This window comes from Streptomyces sp. NPDC059166, assembly GCF_042755185.1.
In the GTDB taxonomy this organism is placed as follows: domain Bacteria; phylum Actinomycetota; class Actinomycetes; order Streptomycetales; family Streptomycetaceae; genus Streptomyces.
Window position 1 is genome coordinate 36980 of the sequence record NZ_JBHZCI010000048.1, and the last position, 15556, is coordinate 52535.

Below are 15556 nucleotides of genomic sequence, written 5' to 3' on the forward strand. Positions count from 1 at the left end.
TGCGTCCGCCGAACAGCGGTTTCCTGGATGACGTGGCGCTCCCCCCGTTCCCTCACAGGCGCGGGCAGGACGGAGGCCACCGGGATTCCGGCAGCAGCGGGGGCGTCACGGCGCCCCCGGCCGGATCCGGCAGCACGAGGGCCGCCACGGGCGGGCCCGACCCCCGTACGTAAGGAAGCACCATCATGCGCGGCGCAGTGATCCACGCCCCCGGCGACGTCCGTCTCGAGACGCTCGACGACCCGAAGATCCTCACGCCCACCGACGCGATCATCCGCACGGCCGTCACCTGCGTCTGCGGATCCGACCTGTGGCAGTGGCGGGGCCTGGAGCCGATCGGCGACCCGCACCCCATGGGCCACGAGTACGTCGGTTTCGTCGAGGAGGTGGGAAGCGAGGTCACCTCCGTCCGGCCCGGGCAGTTCGTCGTCGGTTCGTTCGCGACGTCGGACAACACCTGTGCGAACTGCCGCAACGGATTCCAGTCGAACTGCCTGCACCGTGAGTTCATGAGCACCTGCCAGGCCGACTACGTCCGCATCCCCAACGCCCAGGGCACCCTGGTCGCCACCGAGCAGGTGCCTGACGAGGCCTTCTGGCCCGGCCTGCTCGCCGTCTCCGACGTCATGGGGACCGGCTGGTGGGCCGCCGACGCAGCCGAGGTCAGGCCCGGCTCGACCGCGGTGGTGGTCGGAGACGGCGCGGTGGGCCTGTCCGCGGTGATCGCCGCCAAGGAGATGGGCGCGGAGCGGATCATCGCGATGAGCCGGCACGAGACCCGGCAGAAGCTCGCGCGGGAGTTCGGTGCCACCGACATCGTCTCCGAGCGCGGCGACGAGGGCATCGCTCGGATCAAGGACCTCACCGGCGGCATCGGCGCGGACAGCGTGCTCGAGTGCGTGGGCACCGCCCAGGCCGTGCGGCAGGCTCTCCGGTCCGCCCGTCCCGGCGGCAACGTCGGATTCGTCGGCGTCCCCCACGAGGTCGCGGTCGACGGCCAGGAGCTCTTCTTCTCCCACGTCGGCCTGCGTGGTGGCCCCGCACCCGTGCGGCGCTATCTTCCCGAACTGGTCGACCTGGTCCTGACGGGCCGTATCGAACCGGGCAAGGTCTTCGACCTGACCCTGCCCCTGGACCAGGTCGCCGAGGGCTACAAGGCGATGGACGAACGCCGCGCGGTCAAGGCCCTCCTCAAGCCCTGACCGTCCGGCCGCCCCGGGCCGCGCCCCGGCCGTACGCCCGCCCCGGGCCGCGCCCCGGCCGTCCGGCCGCCCCGGGGCGCGCCGCGCCGTCGCGCCCCGGTGGGAACCATCGCCGGAACCGACCCTCCGTCATCTGAACCCGCGAGAGGAACAGCACCGTGGAACACATCACCCGGACACCCACCGTCAAGGGCCCCGCCGAGCGCTTCACCGGCGACGTCCACCTCGACATGATCGAGACCCCCGCCGACCCCGCCAGGCTGGCCGCCGCACTGGTGCGCTTCACCCCCGGGGGCACGGACCAACTGGCACTCCCACGCCAACGGGCAGACCCTCCACATCACCGACGGCACCGGCCTCGTCGGCACCCGTGACGGCGACGTCGTACGTGTCGGCGCGGGGCAGACGGTCAAGTGCCCGCCCGGTGAGGAGCACTGGCACGGAGCTACCGACACCACGTTCATGGCCCACATCGCCATGGTCGTCGGCGACGGTGAGGGCGACGGCACCACCTGGCTGGAGCCGGTGACCGACGAGCAGTACGCCGCGGCAACGGGCGCGGCCGACGGCTGACCGCCACGTGGGCTCCAGGGCCCGCGACCGCCGGGGTGCCGGGGCGGCTGCGGGCCCGGGAGCGCAGCTCTGTCGACAAGTTGCGTTGTTCCTAGAATGGCCCGGTGGAGGACATCGACGCGATCGCGGCGCTGCAGGATCCCGTGCGCCGCCGCCTGTACGAGTACGTGGCCGCACAAGGACGCGAAGTCGGCCGGAACGAGGCCGCCGAGGCCGCCGGTGTGGCGCGCACCCTTGCCGCGCACCATCTGGACAAGCTGACGGCCGTCGGGTTGCTGGACAGCGGCAGCCGCCGCCTGACCGGCCGCTCGGGTCCCGGGGCGGGCCGTCCTGCCAAGGTCTACACCCGCGCCGGCGGTGAGCGGACCTTCTCGCTGCCCGCCCGCGACTACCGCACCGCCGCCGAACTGCTCGCGGAGGCCGCCGAGGGCGCCGGTCTGGACGCGGAACTCTGCGTGTCCGCGCGCCGGCGGGGTGAAGCCCTGCGTGGTACGGCGGAACCCTGCGGTGATCTCGAAGCGGTCGTGGACCTGCTGGCCGCGCGTGGTTACGAACCGCACCTGGAGGCGGCAGGGGGCGCGACGGGCTCGGAGGGCCGGGCCGTCCGGATGCGCAACTGCCCCTTTCACGCCGTCGCGGAGCGCTACCCGCCGCTGGTGTGCGGGATGAACCTCGCCCTCGTCGAAGGGCTGCTGGGGAGGGGGAGCCCGATGCGTGCCCGGATGGACGCCAGGGCGGGGGAGTGCTGTGTGACGGTCCAGGACTCTAAAATGTAAATTCGTTGACATAGAAATCCGAGGGGTGCTGGGATGGGGCCATGACCGCCTCCCGGCACGCTGCCGCGCACCTCGCCCAGCTCAATGTCTCGACACTCCGTCACCCGCTCGACGACCCGCGGATGGCGCCCTTCGTCGAGATGCTCGAGCCGCTGAACGCCGTCGCCGACGGCACACCCGGGTTCGTCTGGCGACTGGTGGGGGACGGGGAGAGTGACGCCACCGGCCTGCGACCGGCCGGTGAGCACGTCATCGTCAACCTCTCGGTGTGGGAGACACGACAAGCCCTGTGGGACTTCACATACCGGAGCGGGCACCTGGACCTGCTGCGGCGGCGCCGCGAGTTCTTCGAGAAGAACGTCGAGGCGCACCTGGTTCTGTGGTGGGTGCCGGCCGGACACCTCCCGACCGTCGCCGAGGCCCTGGAGCGACTGGCGGAGCTGCGGGTGAACGGCCCGTCCCCGAGAGCGTTCACCTTCACGTCCTCGTACACCTGCGCCGAGGCGCTCCAGGCGACGTACGCCGTGGCCGACGAGACCTGACCTGAGAGGCCGATCCGGGCGCGCCGTTCCTCGCGAGATCCCGCGTGGCAGGGGACGCGCGGGAATACTCGTGGAGCGTCCCGGAATCCAGCGATGCTGAGGAGCAGCCCGTGTCCGTCCGCCGTGTCGTACCCAACATCCGGTCGCGGGAGCTCTCGCGGAGCAGCGAGTTCTACGGCCTGCTGGGACTGGAGGAGGTCATGAACCACGGCTGGATCATGACGCTCGCCTCCCCGGGCGCCCCGGCGGCACATGTCAGCATCATGACCGGTGACAGAACCGCCCCGGTCACCCCTGATCTGAGCATCGAGGTGGACGACGTGGACGCGGCGTACGCGGCCGTGCGGGACGCCGGTGCCGAGATCCTCCACCCCCTCCAGGACGAGGAGTGGGGCGTGCGGCGCTTCCTCGTCCGCGACCCCGGCGGCACGGTCGTCAACGTACTCGGCCACCTCTGACCACCGCGAGCCGTCCCCGGCGTCCGGACTCCGCGTGCCCGGGCAGGTGACCGCCCCAGGCCCCACGCCCCGGCGGGCTCAGCCCCGCAGCGCGGACGCGAACACGGCAGGCAGGCGGGACACGCGCGGATCGGCGGTGTAGGCGGTGAGGCGGGACATCGTCGTGAGCCCGGTCCGGTTGGTGACGTAGTACGGCGGCCGGGGCGACAGGGAGGGCGAGCCGGTGAACAGCCCGCGCGGAGCGGGCGCGAACGGTGCCCGCAGGACCGTCTTCTCCACGTCCTCCAGCATGAACGCGTTGTGCACGAACCCGGTGCCGCTTCCGATGTCCTGACGGGTGTGGCCCGGGAAGGCCCCCCAGGGTGTGTATCCGATGAGGAACCCGAACGCCGACCAGCAGTTGACGCCGAGCGTGCCGTACCGCAGTGCGTCGACCGCCTCGTCCACGGCGGCCCGATGCGCGCGCTCGGTCCTGGGATGGACCAGCAGGGTGGCGCCGAGGGTGCCGGGCAGCCTGTCGTTGGCGAACTCCGTCGCGGCGCGGAGGAATCCGGGCGCGTCCTCGCCCGGCAGCCGCACCACACCGAGGGCGCTGGCGAACACCTCGTCCGTGAGCATCGTGTCGTCGTCGCCGGTGATGTCCGGTACGAGGACACGGCAGGCTCCGTCGCCGTACACCTCGGCCTCCGGGTGGGCGCCGGTCACGGCGCCCAGGCGGCCGGCCGCGCCGGGGTAGTAGTCGCCGCGCTGCGGCAGTTCGCGCAGCACCCGGCGTATCTCGTTGAGCAGTCGTTCGGTGCCGTCCCAGTGCCGGGGCACGAGCAGGATCTGCGTGGCGACGCAGTTGTGGCCGGAGTTGTTCAGCTTGCTGGTGACGATGTGCTCCGCCTGGAAGCGGAAGTCCGCCGCGCTCCACGGGCCGGGGGTGACGATGCAGGGACTGACCCCACCCAGTTCACTGGTGAACGGCTTGTCGTTGACGGGGGTGTCGGACCGCCGGCGTTCCTCACCGCTGTCGCCGGTGCCCCACACGATGGCGTCGTGGGTTCGCTCACTGCCGGTGACGTGTATGGAGTCGACCGTGTCGTGGGTGGTGAGATAGGCACCCTCGGCGGCGCCGCCGTCCACGAAGCGCACCCAGCCCGCCTCGACGAACTCCGCGAAGACCTTCTCGAAGTGCGGTCGCAGATGGGCGTTGACCGGGTTCATCTTGGCGAGGACGACCTGACCCTCGGCGTACAGCTTGTGCAGTATGTCGAGCGGGGTGATGGACGGGACGTTTCCGGCGCCCAGCACCAGCGCGACGGCCGTCGCGCCGGGGCGGCCGCGGTACTCGCCCGCGGCGCGTGCCAGGACCTGCTCCCGGGTCGTGCCCGGCCGTGTCCGGACCTCGGCGGTGAATCCGTTGAGCAGCAGCCGGTCGGTGGCCGTGGCGGGGAAGACGTCGACGACCGTACGGCCGTTCCGGGTACGGACGGCACGGGAGGGGACGGGCTCCTTCCCGGCCGCCAGGCGGCGCAGTACGTGCAGATACGCGCTCACCGTCTGGGCCAGTGCCCAGGGGGCGGTGACCCAGTCCTCGGCGGCCCAGCCGGAGGAGGGGTCGTAGCCCTTGGCACTCGCGGAGCCGGCGGCCATGGCGGCGGCCTCGTCACCGATGCGGGGAAGGAGCCGCTCCAGCAGGCCGATGCGCCCGGCGAGCGGCAGGACCGTCCAGGACTCCGCGTGGTCGCGCAGGTCGCAGAGCGCGGCGTCGAGGGAGGCGGTGTCGAGCGGGGGTGCGGCAGTCACAGGTGAACTCCGTTGGGTGTGTCGGGTTGGGGTGGTGAGGCCGCGTCAGCCGCTCAGCCGCGCGATGTCGCGGGCCGGATCGACGAGGAGGAAGGACGCCGCCGCGCCCACGGCGAGCAGCGCACCGGACAGCAGGACGGCACTGCCGTACCCGTCGTTGCCCTGGGCGTCGACGAGTGCTCCGACGATCGCGGGGGCGGCCAGACCCGCCGCGGTCACGACCGCGTTCATGGTGCCCAGAGCGCCGCCGCCCCGGGCCGGCGGGGCCAGTTCGGCGACGGTGGTCGCCGCGACCGTGGCGTACGAGCCGCCGAACCCGAAGCCGAGGGCCACCAGCACGGTCTTCGCGGCCGTGCCGTCCACGAACGGCAGCGCCGCACAGCAGGCCGCGCCGATCGCCAGGATCCAGCCGCCGACCCGGCCCCGGGCGTGGCGGCTGCTGACGCCCCGCCGCATCAGCCGCCCCGTGATGCCGGCCTGAGCGAGGAGTACGACCGCGCCGACCGCCCAGGGCGCGACCACGACGACGCCGGCCTGTCCGGCCGCGTAGCCGAGCGCGTTGCGCAGGTAGGAGGGCAGCCAGACCAGCATGAGGGCGACGGTCCAGTAGCTGGTGAAGTAGGCGAGGGTGGCACCGATCCAGGTGCGGCTGGTGAAGATCCTCCGGTAGGGGACCGCCGGCCGCTCCTCCCGCCGGCCGGTCACGGCGGTCGTCGCCGTGCTGTGGCGCCCGTCCGCGCCGAGCGCCGCCCAGGCGGCGGCCCAGAGCACCCCCGCCGCGGCGAGCACCCACAGGGCCGCCCGCCAGCCGTGGTTCTGGATCACCCAGGACAGTCCAGGAGCCGAGACGATCACTCCGAGGGTGACCCCCAGGGTGATCAGCGCGCCGGGCAGGTTGCGCCGGTGGTCCGGGAACCACGCCAGCGTGGCCTGTTGCGCGACCGGGAAGGCGGGGCCTTCGGCGGCGCCGAGGAAGACGCGCGAGGTGACGAGCACGGCCAGGCCCCCGCCGACGGCGGCCGGGACCTGGGCCACGGACCACAGGACCGCCATGACCAGCAGCAGCAGCTTCGGCGACATCCGGTCGGCGGCCAGGCCGACGACGACGGCGGCCACGGAGAAGAGCAGGAAGAACGCGCTGTTGGCGAGACCGAAGTGGGTGGCGCTCAGATGGAGGTCCGCACGGATCTCGTCGGCGGCGAGGCCGAGCACCGACTTGTCCGCGAAGTTGACCATCATGAAGACCACGAGCAGGACGGTCACCGTCCAGGCGCGCCGTCCGCCGTCACCGGTGGGCTCTGCGGCCCCCGTCGACGGCTGGGGCACGGTGGGTACCGCGGTCATGGGTGCTCCTGGGGAGTGAGGAGGGGGAGTGATGGGCGGTCAGGACAGCGGGACACCGGCGATGGCGATGCGCTCCATCACGCGGCGCTGCGGGAAGTAGTCGTTGACCGCGTAGTGCTGGGTGGCGATGTTGTCCCAGATCGCGATGGAGTCGGCCTCCCAGCGGAAGCGGATCTGGAACTCGGGGATACGCGCCTGGAGCACCAGGACGTCCAGGAGTTCACGGTTCTCCGCCTCGGACAGGCCCTTGATGTACCGGGTGAACGGCTCGTTCACGTACAGGGTCTTCCGGCCGCTGCGCGGGTGGCGTACGACGACCGGGTGCTCGACCTGCGGCCAGCTCTCACGGAACGAGGCCTTCTGCTCCTCGTCCATGAGAGCCCCCCAGCTCGCCTCCCAGTCGTGTACTGCGGTGAGCTCCTCGATCCGCGCCTTGAGGTCGGCGGGCAGGTTGTCGTAGGCGGCCGCCATGTCCGCCCACATCGTGTCGCCACCGGCGGCGGGCACCTCGACGGCCCGCAGGACCGCGCCGAGCGACGGGTTGGCCATGAACGAGTGGTCGCTGTGCCAGATGTTCTTGTTCCCCGCCGCCTTCGCGTCCTTGGCGAGGCGGGAGATGCCCGGCGTCCCGGTCTGCGCGAAGAACGGGTTGGCCTCCGGAGGGCCCCACAGGCCGGACAGGGCCAGCTGGTGCTCGGCGTTGAAACCGGTCTGCCCGCGGAAGAAGATCACCTTCCACTCGAGCAGGGCCTGCCGCAGCTCCTCCGCCAGTTCCTCGCTCACGGGCCGGGTCAGATCGACGCCGCCGAGCACCGCGCCGAAGTGCGGGGTGAGCGGGGCGACGTCGAGCAGCCGGTACTCGAACGGGGTGGCACCGGGCGCCACCCGGTCCAGGACGCGGCTCCCGTAGTGCATGAGGGGCTTGTCGAGCACGGGCCTGGGATTCGTCACAGAGGTCGAAGCGACGGACTGCATGGGTGCCTCCCGGCTACGGATTCGTATTACGTAACCGGCAGTATCGATATCTGCGCCGAGGCGGGTCAAGGGGTCGGGAGGACTTGATTCCGGTGGATTCCCCGAGGCGCGAACGAGGTCGCCGCCGGGCGTGGCGAGGCGGCGCACGCGGGCGACCGCCCCGCGTGCGCGACGGGTTCACCTGCTCTTGGACGCACGCAGGGGGCCGCTGCGAGGGGGGGCGCCGGGGCGGCCCTCAGGGCTGCGTGCTCACCGCGCGGCCGACCATGTCCACCACGGACTCCACCAGCGACGCGTCGGGCATCCGCTGCTCGCCGACCATGCGGAAGACCAGAGCGGCCGCCACGAGCGTGGCCGCGTCAGCCACGTCGACGTCCGGCCGGACGTCGCCACGAGCGACCCCGCGCTCCAGCAGGTGCCGGGTCTCGCTCATGACGCGCGAGGTGTAGTCCCGGTAGGCGCCCGTCTCGGCTCCGGCCTCCGCGGCGGAGCCGATCACACCGGCCAGCAACCGGTCGACGCCCGGCCGGCGGTAGGCCTCCATCCGCGCGGTCAGTACCGCCCTCAGTTCGGTGCGGAAGTCCCCCATGTCGGGGACGGCCAGAGGGCCGATCCGTGACTCTGCCGCGGCGATGACGAGATCCTGTTTGGTGGGCCAGCGGCGGTACATGGCGGGCTTGCTGACGCCGGCTCGGGCGGCGACCGCATCCATGGTCAGCGCGCCCATGCCGCTCTCCGCCACCAGTTCGACGACGGCGTCGAGGACGGCGCGCGTGACATGCGCCTGGCGGGGCCGTCCCGGCCCCCTCCGTGTGCCCTGCGCCCGCTCCTCCGTCATGGCACGACCCTACGCGGCATCGGCGCCCCGGCGTGAGCGGGGATGCGGCCGGCTGTGCACGCGAGGTCTCCGGGGGTCGGGAGGGTGCCCCCGGGGTGCGCGGGTATGCGGCTGTCGGCCGGCCGCGGCGGGCTTCTCACGGGCCGTCGGACGGGCCCTCGGCGAGTGCTCGGCGATCTCCCCGACGGGGTGCGGGGAAGATCCATCGCGGCACCACCTCGCGCGGGATCCTGTACCGGGCGACCGTGGCGGGAAACTTTGAATGATGGTTCACTTCTTGGATGGCCTACCGCAAGACCCCGGCCGAGATCGGCCGGCTCGAAGCCGCACGGGAGCACCTCGTCACCTGCGCCACCCAGGTCGTCGCCGATGTGGGCTGGTCACAGGCGTCCGTGGCGGCCGTCGCGGACGCGGCGGGCATCGCCGCCGGCTCGGTGTACCAGCACTTCTCGTCGAAGGCGGCGCTCGCCGTCGAGGTGTTCCGGCGCGCCGCCGGGCGCGAGGTGGAGGTGCTCGGCGAAGTGCTGCACGGCGTGGGCGACCCGGTCGAGCGGCTGCGCCGTGGCGCAGAGGTCTTCGCCCGTCGCGCCCTGGAGAACAGGGGCCTCGCCTACGCCCTGCTCGCCGCGCCCGCCGAGCCCGCCGTGGGCGCGGAGCGACTCGAGTTCCGGCGCCGCTACCGGGCCCTGTTCGCCGAGATCGTCCACCAGGGCGTGACGTCCGGGCAACTCCCGCCCCAGAACGCCGGGATCACCGCCGCCGCACTGACCGGCGCGATCGGCGAGGTGCTCGTCGACCCGCTGGGAGCCCCGGACGAGGGTGCCACCGAAGAACTGCTCGACGATCTCGTCGCCACAGCACTGAGGTGCGCCGGCGCCCCGACCGACTGACCACGAACACCCCCGGAGGAAGCCCCCATGACGACCAGCGGCCCGTCCACCCACGAGGTGACCAACCAGGCCCCGCCCCTCACCGGCCACGACGTCGCGGACGACCCGGTCCTCGTCGAGGCCGTCCGGCGGGAGGGAGCCGCCTGGCACCTGGACGAACTGCACCGGCTCGGCCGGGTCGTCGGCTCCGAGGAGGCGCAGCACTGGGCGGACCAGGCCAACCGTCACGAGCCCGAATTGCGGACCCACGACCGCTACGGGCACCGGATCGACGAGGTCGAGTTCCACCCCGCCTACCACCGCCTGATGGACATGTCGGTCGGCGCGGGGCTCGCCGGCGCCGCCTGGGCGGACGAACGGCCGGGCGCGCACGTGGCCAGGGCGGCGGGGCTCATGCTGGCCGGGACCGTGGAGCCGGGACACCTGTGCCCGGTCTCCATGACGTATGCCGTCGTGCCCGCGCTGCGCCACGCACCCGACCTGGCCGGGACCTACGAGCCCCTGCTCACCAGCCGTGTCTACGAACCCGGGCTGCGCACCCCGGCGGCGAAGGCCGGGCTGCTCGCCGGGATGGGCATGACGGAGAAGCAGGGCGGCACCGATGTCAGGGCCAACACCACCACCGCGGCCGAACAGTCCGACGGCACCTGGCATCTGCGTGGACACAAGTGGTTCACCAGCGCCCCGATGAACGACCTCTTCCTCGTGCTCGCCCAGGCACCGGGCGGGCTGTCCTGCTTCCTCGTCCCTCGCGTCCTGCCGGACGGCACCCGCAACAACTTCCGCATCCAGCGCCTGAAGGACAAGCTGGGCAACCGCTCCAACGCCAGCAGTGAGCCCGAGTTCGACGGAACCGTCGCCTGGCTCGTGGGGGAGGAGGGCAAGGGCGTACGGACCATCATCGGCATGGTGACGATGACGCGGCTCGACTGCGTGCTGGGCTCCGCGGCCGGCACCCGGGCCGCCCTCGCGCAGGCGGCGCACCACGCCAGGCACCGCTCGGTCTTCGGCACCGAACTGATCGGCCAGCCGCTGATGCGCAACGTCCTCGGCGACCTCTCGCTGGAGTCCGAGGCCGCCACCTCGCTCGCCCTCCGGCTCGCGGGCGCCACGGACCGGGCGCAGCGCGGTGACACCCGGGAGCGCGCCTTCCTCCGGGTGGCCACGGCGGTCGCCAAGTACTGGGTGTGCAAGCGGCAGCCCGTCGCGGTCGCCGAGGCGCTGGAGTGCCTGGGCGGCAACGGGTACGACGAGGCGTCCGGCATGCCGCGTCTCTACCGTGAGGCTCCGCTCAACGGCATCTGGGAGGGGTCCGGCAACGTCAACGCCCTCGACCTGCTGCGGGCGCTGTCACGCGAGCCGGAGTGCCTGGAAGCCTTCCGTGCGGAGATCGAGCAGGCCGCGGGGGCCGACCGGCGGCTGGACGCCGCCTGGCGGGAGCTCAGCGGCGAGCTGACCCTCACCGAGGACGCCCCGTTGCGGGCCCGTCGGCTGATCGAACGCGCGGCACTCGTGTTGCAGGGGTCGCTCCTCGTACGCCACGCGCCCCCCGCCGTCGCCGACGCCTTCTGCGCGTCGCGTCTCGCGGGTGACCACGGACTCGCCTTCGGGACCCTGGAACCGGGCACGGACTTCGCCGCACTGCTGGAGCGGCTCCCGGCCTGAACGGCACCGTGCTCACGCGCGGACCGCGGGCCCGGTGACCCGGACGCGCCCCGAGGCGGTCACCAGGCCTCGGAGTCCGCCGCGGCCGACGGGGAATCCGCCCGGTCGGCCGTGTCCGGCCGGGCGGACGCCGAACGCACCCGGCCCGCCATCCACGGCAGGACCAGCACCGACAGCATCGCGGCACCCACCATCGACGCGGCCTCGTTGGAAGCGAGGATCTTCTGGTCCACGCCGATCGTGGTGATCGCGACGACCAGGGGAAGACACGTCGAGGCGAACAGGGCGAGGCCGGCCCGGTCGGCGCGGTCGAGATCCCTCGGCGCGAACACGAACACCGGGGCGCCCCGGACGAGAAGGAACAGGAGCAGGAACAGAGGCACCACCATCAGGTCCGCCAGGTTGTCCAGCAACGCGTCCAGATCGAACTCGATGCCGGTGACCACGTAGAACAGCGGCACCAGGAAGCCGAAGCCCATCGCCTCGACCTTGCCCAGCACCTCGTCGCTGCTCGTGGGGGCAGCCCGGTGCAGGACGAGCCGGGTGACGACACCCGCGGCGAAGGCGCCCAGCAGCACGTCCAGGCCGAACGCTTCGGCCAGGCCCAGCATGCAGGCCAGCAGGAGCATCACGAAGCGGACCGCGAACTGTCCGCTGCTGCGCAGGGTCCGCTCCGTCAGCCGGCTGAACCAAGGGGGCCGAGGGCGAAGAGCCCAGAAGACGGCGGCTGCCGCGATGACCGCGAAGGCCGCGAGGAGTGCGGCCGACTCCGCAGGGCGGCGTCCGCTGAGCAGCAGCGCGATGGCGACGACCGGACCGAACTCCCCCACCGCGCCGACCGCTGTCATGACGGTGCCGAACCGGCCCTTCAGCTCACCTCGGTCCCGCAGCATCGGCAGCACCGTACCGAGCGCCGTACTCGTCAGTGCCGTCCCGATGACGAACGCCTTGAACGTCGCCCCGCCGCTGATCAGGAAGCCGAGTCCGATACCGGCGGCGAGCGAGATCAGCCAGGCCCAGAGCGAACGGCGCAGGGTGTCGCCGCGGACCGCCGCGAAGTCGATCTCGTACCCGGCGAGGAAGATCAGCATCGACAGCCCGAGGTCGGCGAGCGTGTCGACGACCTGGTCGGGCTCGGCCCAGCCCAGCACGTCGGGGCCGATGAGGATGCCCAGGGCGATCTCGAAGATGACCAGCGGGACGGGGAACCTGCGCCGGGTCGCGTACACCAGAAGGGGGGCCAGTACGGCGGCGGCCAGGATGAGGACGAGCGTGCCCGGGTGGCTCATGAGGTGCCGCCGCGGTGCCGGGTCACGGAGCGAGGGCGGTGAGGCCGGGGCCGGGAGCGCCGAGGCGGCGCACGAGCCCCGGCCGCCGCCCCGGCACGGTCGTCGGTTCCGCGGGCCCGGCATCCGTGGATCGGGACATCTCGGCACTCCTTCGCAGTCGGGCACGCCGTGGCCGGAGCCCGACGGCGTACACGGTCGCTGCCACCCTCACCCGCCTGCGGCGAGCGCACTACCGGGGCTGGTCCGACAGGACGAACGGTGCCGCGAGGCGGTAGGCGACGCGTGCGCGCCCGCGGTGCGGGCCCCCGCCGGCGCGCGTCGGGCGGCACCGATCCGGTGTGCGGCCGTGAGCCCGCCCCGGGCCGGACACGCGTCCACGAGGGCGGGTGCGGCCCGTCGGCTCTGCGGTGGCACGCGGGGGCCCGGCCCGCCGGGACCAGGCGGCGGGCCCCACTACTCCGGACCCGTCAGACCCGTCTCGGGCCGGCAGATCTGGCACGCCTCGATGTCCGGCTCCGCCAGGGCGACCAGGGCCTCCTGGCGGCTGATGTAGCCGAAGTCGCTCTTGTACAAGGTGCACGAACCCCGGTGCAGCAACGCGCTGTCGCTGGAGCGCTGCGGCTGGATCTTCCACGAGCGCTCGGCGTGCGCCTTCTCCCGCCTGAGCCTGGACTGCCTCTCCTCGGCCTCCAGCTCCCGGACCTTCTGGTCGGCGCATCGCAGCTGCCAAGCGAGGTACTCACGCGTGGTCCGCCATTTGTCCAGACGGGAGAGCCCGTCGTGTCCGGTCATAGGGCTCGGACCGCCTCGCGGGTGCGACCGGAGCCGGCCCACCCCGTACACCCCGTGGTGTGCCCGTGACTCTCCGGCGCGCCCTGGTGCGGCCGGGCGGGTGCCGTGCTTCGGGCGGCAGCGGGGCGGCGTCGCGGGAAGGGCCGGGCGTCGCGCCGGTCCTGGGGAAAGGTGCAGGTGCTCACACCGGAAGGGTACGTCTGTTCGAATTGCGGATGCGAGCGCGCACCGCGCCTCGGGCGCGCTTCGATCACCGACGGGGAGTGAAGCGCTCGGCGGGTGGCGTGCCCCGGCGCCGCGCGGGTATCCGGTGGCGTAGGCCAATAGGGTGTCCCGCATGTCTGTCACGCTGAGCTCCACCAGGACGCGCGCGGCTCTGCGCACATCGGCGCGTGTCTCCGTCGAACTGCTCCTCGTACTTGTCATGACCGCAGCCTTCCTCTGGCTACTGGGACGGATGTGGTCGGTCGTCTGGCCCCTCGTCGTCGGACTGCTGCTCACCACGCTGACCTGGCCCGCCGCACGACGGCTGCGCCAGTGGGGATGGCCCCCCGCTCTGGCGGCGTCGGCGGTGACGGTGCTGTTCCTGCTGCTCGCGGTGGGGGTGGCGGCACTGATCGCCGTTCCGGTCGCCTCACAGTCGGGTGAGCTGGCGGACGGGGTGGTCGAGGGCATCCAGCGGGTGCGCGAGTGGGCGTCCGGACCGCCCCTCAACATCGGCGACGACCAGATCACCGGCGCCTTCGACTCGGCGACCGCCCGGATCCAGGACAGCGTGGGCAGCATGGTCACCACCGTCGTCACAGGGGTGAGCACGGTGGTCAACGGGGTGGTGACCGCGGTACTCGCGGTCTTCCTCATGTTCTTCATGCTCAAGGACGGCACCCGCTTCCTGCCGTGGCTCGGACGCCAGCTGCCCGGCCGCCTCGCCACCGACATCCCCGTCGTCGCGGAGCGCGCCTGGTCGACGCTCGGCGAATTCGTCCGCTCCCAGGCGTACGTCGGCCTGCTCGACGCCGTGCTCATCGGAATCGGCCTCTGGGTCGTCGGGGTCCCGCTGGTGCTCCCCCTCGCCGTGCTGACGTTCGTGTCCGCGTTCGTGCCGATCGTGGGAGCCCTGTTCGCGGGATTCGTGGCGGTGCTCATCGCGCTGGTTTCGAACGGCCCCACCGACGCCCTGGTCGTGCTGGCGGTCATCGTCGTGGTGCAGCAGCTGGAGGGCAACGTCTTCCAGCCCATGATCCAGAGCCGTGGGCTCGGCCTGCACGCCGCGGTGGTCCTGCTCGCCGTCACGCTCGGGGGCAGCCTGGCCGGCATCGTGGGCAGCCTCCTCGCCGTACCCGTCGCCGCGCTGATCGCGGTGGTCTGGAACTACCTGCGCGAACAGCTCAGCGAGCCGGAGGCCGAAGGGGACGACGATGTCCCGTCGCCCCGGGGGACGTTGGGCGACCCCGTCGCGGGAGCCTGAGACCACGAGCTCCCCGGGTCCACCGTTCCGGCACGGGGCGTGGACCCGGGGAGGGTGGCACCAGCCGGTCGCGGACGTACCGTCACCTGAAGCGGCGCACCCGGTCGGGCTGTCCGGCCTGCACCGGACAATCCTCCACCGCCGGCTTCATCCCGATCGCCGAGGTGCCGCAGACCGAGTGGCGTCCGGTCACCGGCAACTCGTGTCCATGGACGGCCTCGACGGCGCAGCACGTCGTTCCGATGCGGTTCTGTCTGCTGGGACCGGCCGGCGAAGACACCGGCGGGCGGGGGCCGGGGCGGCCTCAACCCGCCTCGGCCGAGCGGCTCTCACGCAGTCGGGCGCGTACCCATGCGGGGTCCGGGTTCACGTGTGGCCGGCCGGCCACCACCACGGTGGGTACGGTCTCGTCGCCGTCGTTGACCGCCCGAACCGCCGCCGCCCCGGCCGGGTCACGCCAGATGTCCACCCAGTACGCCTGTCGCGCGGAGGGACCGAGGCGGAAGCGGAGGCGCAGGCAGTACTTGCACCCCGCCCGCCAGTAGACGACCGGCCTCCCGTCGGCCTGGCTCCGGCGCCGCGCCTCCGCCTCGGTGACCGACTTCGGGAACACCAGCGGGGAGTTCATCCCCGCGAGCAGCGCGAACAGGAGCAGGAAGGGTACGGCGCCGACCGCGCTCCCTCTGACGAACTGAGCCGTCGCGACGAGTGCTCCGCATGCCATGAGCAGGAGCGGCAGGATCCAGGCGCGTGTCATGGAGCCGAAGGCTACCGGTGCTCGGCCGGTGCCGGTACGGCGGCCGGTTCGAGGGACGCGCGGTGGGGGGGGGGGGGGCGGGGCGCCCCCCCCCCCCCCCCCCCACCCCCGGGGGGGGCCCGCCCCGTGTGGCAGGAACGGGCGCCCCGGGACCGCCGGCGGATAGCGGCCCCCAGCGTGGGCCGGGGGGGGCGCG

General features: G+C 72.7%; 14 protein-coding genes and 1 pseudogene. 8 read left to right on the forward strand and 7 right to left on the reverse strand.

The features are described 5' to 3' along the window. The first annotated feature begins 185 nt into the window (after positions 1–185). The 5 genes and pseudogenes from ACFXOA_RS28225 (at position 186) to ACFXOA_RS28245 (ending at position 3551) form a co-directional block, all read left to right on the forward strand. Positions 186–1202 carry a zinc-dependent alcohol dehydrogenase family protein gene (locus ACFXOA_RS28225; RefSeq protein ID WP_385034315.1) on the forward strand — a complete coding sequence of 339 codons (1017 nt, stop codon included), beginning with the start codon at positions 186–188 and terminating at the stop codon, positions 1200–1202. 158 nt (positions 1203–1360) lie between these two features. Beyond that, positions 1361–1775 (forward strand): annotated as a pseudogene (locus tag ACFXOA_RS28230) (cupin domain-containing protein). A 104-nt stretch (positions 1776–1879) separates the two neighbouring features. Beyond that, the gene (locus ACFXOA_RS28235) at positions 1880–2551 is read left to right on the forward strand and encodes a helix-turn-helix transcriptional regulator (RefSeq protein ID WP_385034317.1); all 672 of its coding nucleotides are present in this window, start codon (positions 1880–1882) and stop codon (positions 2549–2551) included. A gap of 41 nt (positions 2552–2592) precedes the next feature. Next, a complete protein-coding gene (locus ACFXOA_RS28240) occupies positions 2593–3093 on the forward strand; it encodes a DUF3291 domain-containing protein (RefSeq protein ID WP_385034319.1) in 501 nt (166 codons plus the stop codon). 110 nt (positions 3094–3203) lie between these two features. Beyond that, positions 3204–3551, forward strand: coding sequence for a VOC family protein (locus ACFXOA_RS28245; RefSeq protein WP_385034321.1), 348 nt, complete (start codon positions 3204–3206; stop codon positions 3549–3551). 78 nt (positions 3552–3629) lie between these two features. On the opposite strand, the gene ACFXOA_RS28250 is transcribed toward ACFXOA_RS28245, so the two are convergent. The 4 genes from ACFXOA_RS28250 to ACFXOA_RS28265 form a co-directional block, all read right to left on the reverse strand. Continuing rightward, on the reverse strand, positions 3630–5342 hold the full coding sequence (locus tag ACFXOA_RS28250) for an aldehyde dehydrogenase family protein (RefSeq protein ID WP_385034323.1): 1713 nt from the start codon (positions 5340–5342) through the stop codon (positions 3630–3632). Between the two features lie 45 nt (positions 5343–5387). Beyond that, positions 5388–6686, reverse strand: a complete 1299-nt coding sequence (locus tag ACFXOA_RS28255) for an MFS transporter (RefSeq protein ID WP_385034325.1) — start codon at positions 6684–6686, stop codon at positions 5388–5390. A 39-nt stretch (positions 6687–6725) separates the two neighbouring features. Further along, complete coding sequence (locus tag ACFXOA_RS28260) at positions 6726–7661, reverse strand: TauD/TfdA dioxygenase family protein (RefSeq protein WP_385034327.1); 936 nt, start codon at positions 7659–7661, stop codon at positions 6726–6728. 235 nt (positions 7662–7896) lie between these two features. Next, positions 7897–8499, reverse strand: coding sequence for a TetR/AcrR family transcriptional regulator (locus ACFXOA_RS28265; protein ID WP_385034329.1), 603 nt, complete (start codon positions 8497–8499; stop codon positions 7897–7899). A gap of 281 nt (positions 8500–8780) precedes the next feature. Here ACFXOA_RS28265 and ACFXOA_RS28270 point away from each other — a divergent pair, with 281 nt between their 5' ends. Together ACFXOA_RS28270 and ACFXOA_RS28275 are read left to right on the forward strand one after the other, a co-directional pair. Continuing rightward, complete coding sequence (locus tag ACFXOA_RS28270) at positions 8781–9389, forward strand: TetR/AcrR family transcriptional regulator (RefSeq protein WP_385034331.1); 609 nt, start codon at positions 8781–8783, stop codon at positions 9387–9389. A 27-nt stretch (positions 9390–9416) separates the two neighbouring features. Then, positions 9417–11054, forward strand: a complete 1638-nt coding sequence (locus ACFXOA_RS28275) for an acyl-CoA dehydrogenase family protein (RefSeq protein ID WP_385034333.1) — start codon at positions 9417–9419, stop codon at positions 11052–11054. Positions 11055–11113: 59 nt separating this feature from the next. Here ACFXOA_RS28275 and ACFXOA_RS28280 read toward each other — a convergent pair whose 3' ends face one another. Together ACFXOA_RS28280 and ACFXOA_RS28285 are read right to left on the reverse strand one after the other, a co-directional pair. After that, a complete protein-coding gene (locus tag ACFXOA_RS28280) occupies positions 11114–12343 on the reverse strand; it encodes a cation:proton antiporter (protein WP_385034335.1) in 1230 nt (409 codons plus the stop codon). A gap of 453 nt (positions 12344–12796) precedes the next feature. Next, positions 12797–13135 carry a DUF6233 domain-containing protein gene (locus ACFXOA_RS28285; protein WP_385034337.1) on the reverse strand — a complete coding sequence of 113 codons (339 nt, stop codon included), beginning with the start codon at positions 13133–13135 and terminating at the stop codon, positions 12797–12799. 337 nt (positions 13136–13472) lie between these two features. On the opposite strand from ACFXOA_RS28285, the gene ACFXOA_RS28290 reads away from it, so the two are divergent. Continuing rightward, entirely contained in the window at positions 13473–14603 is a 1131-nt protein-coding gene (locus ACFXOA_RS28290; protein WP_385034339.1) for an AI-2E family transporter, read from the forward strand. Positions 14604–14907: 304 nt separating this feature from the next. Here the strand turns inward: ACFXOA_RS28290 and ACFXOA_RS28295 are convergent, their stop codons facing one another. Further along, on the reverse strand, positions 14908–15360 hold the full coding sequence (locus ACFXOA_RS28295; RefSeq protein ID WP_385034341.1) for a glutaredoxin domain-containing protein: 453 nt from the start codon (positions 15358–15360) through the stop codon (positions 14908–14910). Positions 15361–15556 lie beyond the last annotated feature (196 nt).

Bases quoted from the DNA above. Each gene is read 5' to 3' on its own strand.
- ACFXOA_RS28225 (WP_385034315.1), top strand. From the start codon at position 186: ATGCGCGGCGCAGTGATCCACGCCCCCGGCGACGTCCGTCTCGAGACG.
- ACFXOA_RS28240 (WP_385034319.1), top strand. From the start codon at position 2,593: ATGACCGCCTCCCGGCACGCTGCCGCGCACCTCGCCCAGCTCAATGTC.
- ACFXOA_RS28255 (WP_385034325.1), bottom strand. From the start codon at position 6,686: ATGACCGCGGTACCCACCGTGCCCCAGCCGTCGACGGGGGCCGCAGAG.
- ACFXOA_RS28260 (WP_385034327.1), bottom strand. From the start codon at position 7,661: ATGCAGTCCGTCGCTTCGACCTCTGTGACGAATCCCAGGCCCGTGCTC.
- ACFXOA_RS28265 (WP_385034329.1), bottom strand. From the start codon at position 8,499: ATGACGGAGGAGCGGGCGCAGGGCACACGGAGGGGGCCGGGACGGCCC.
- ACFXOA_RS28270 (WP_385034331.1), top strand. From the start codon at position 8,781: ATGGCCTACCGCAAGACCCCGGCCGAGATCGGCCGGCTCGAAGCCGCA.
- ACFXOA_RS28275 (WP_385034333.1), top strand. From the start codon at position 9,417: ATGACGACCAGCGGCCCGTCCACCCACGAGGTGACCAACCAGGCCCCG.
- ACFXOA_RS28280 (WP_385034335.1), bottom strand. From the start codon at position 12,343: ATGAGCCACCCGGGCACGCTCGTCCTCATCCTGGCCGCCGCCGTACTG.
- ACFXOA_RS28285 (WP_385034337.1), bottom strand. From the start codon at position 13,135: ATGACCGGACACGACGGGCTCTCCCGTCTGGACAAATGGCGGACCACG.
- ACFXOA_RS28290 (WP_385034339.1), top strand. From the start codon at position 13,473: ATGTCTGTCACGCTGAGCTCCACCAGGACGCGCGCGGCTCTGCGCACA.
- ACFXOA_RS28295 (WP_385034341.1), bottom strand. From the start codon at position 15,360: ATGACACGCGCCTGGATCCTGCCGCTCCTGCTCATGGCATGCGGAGCA.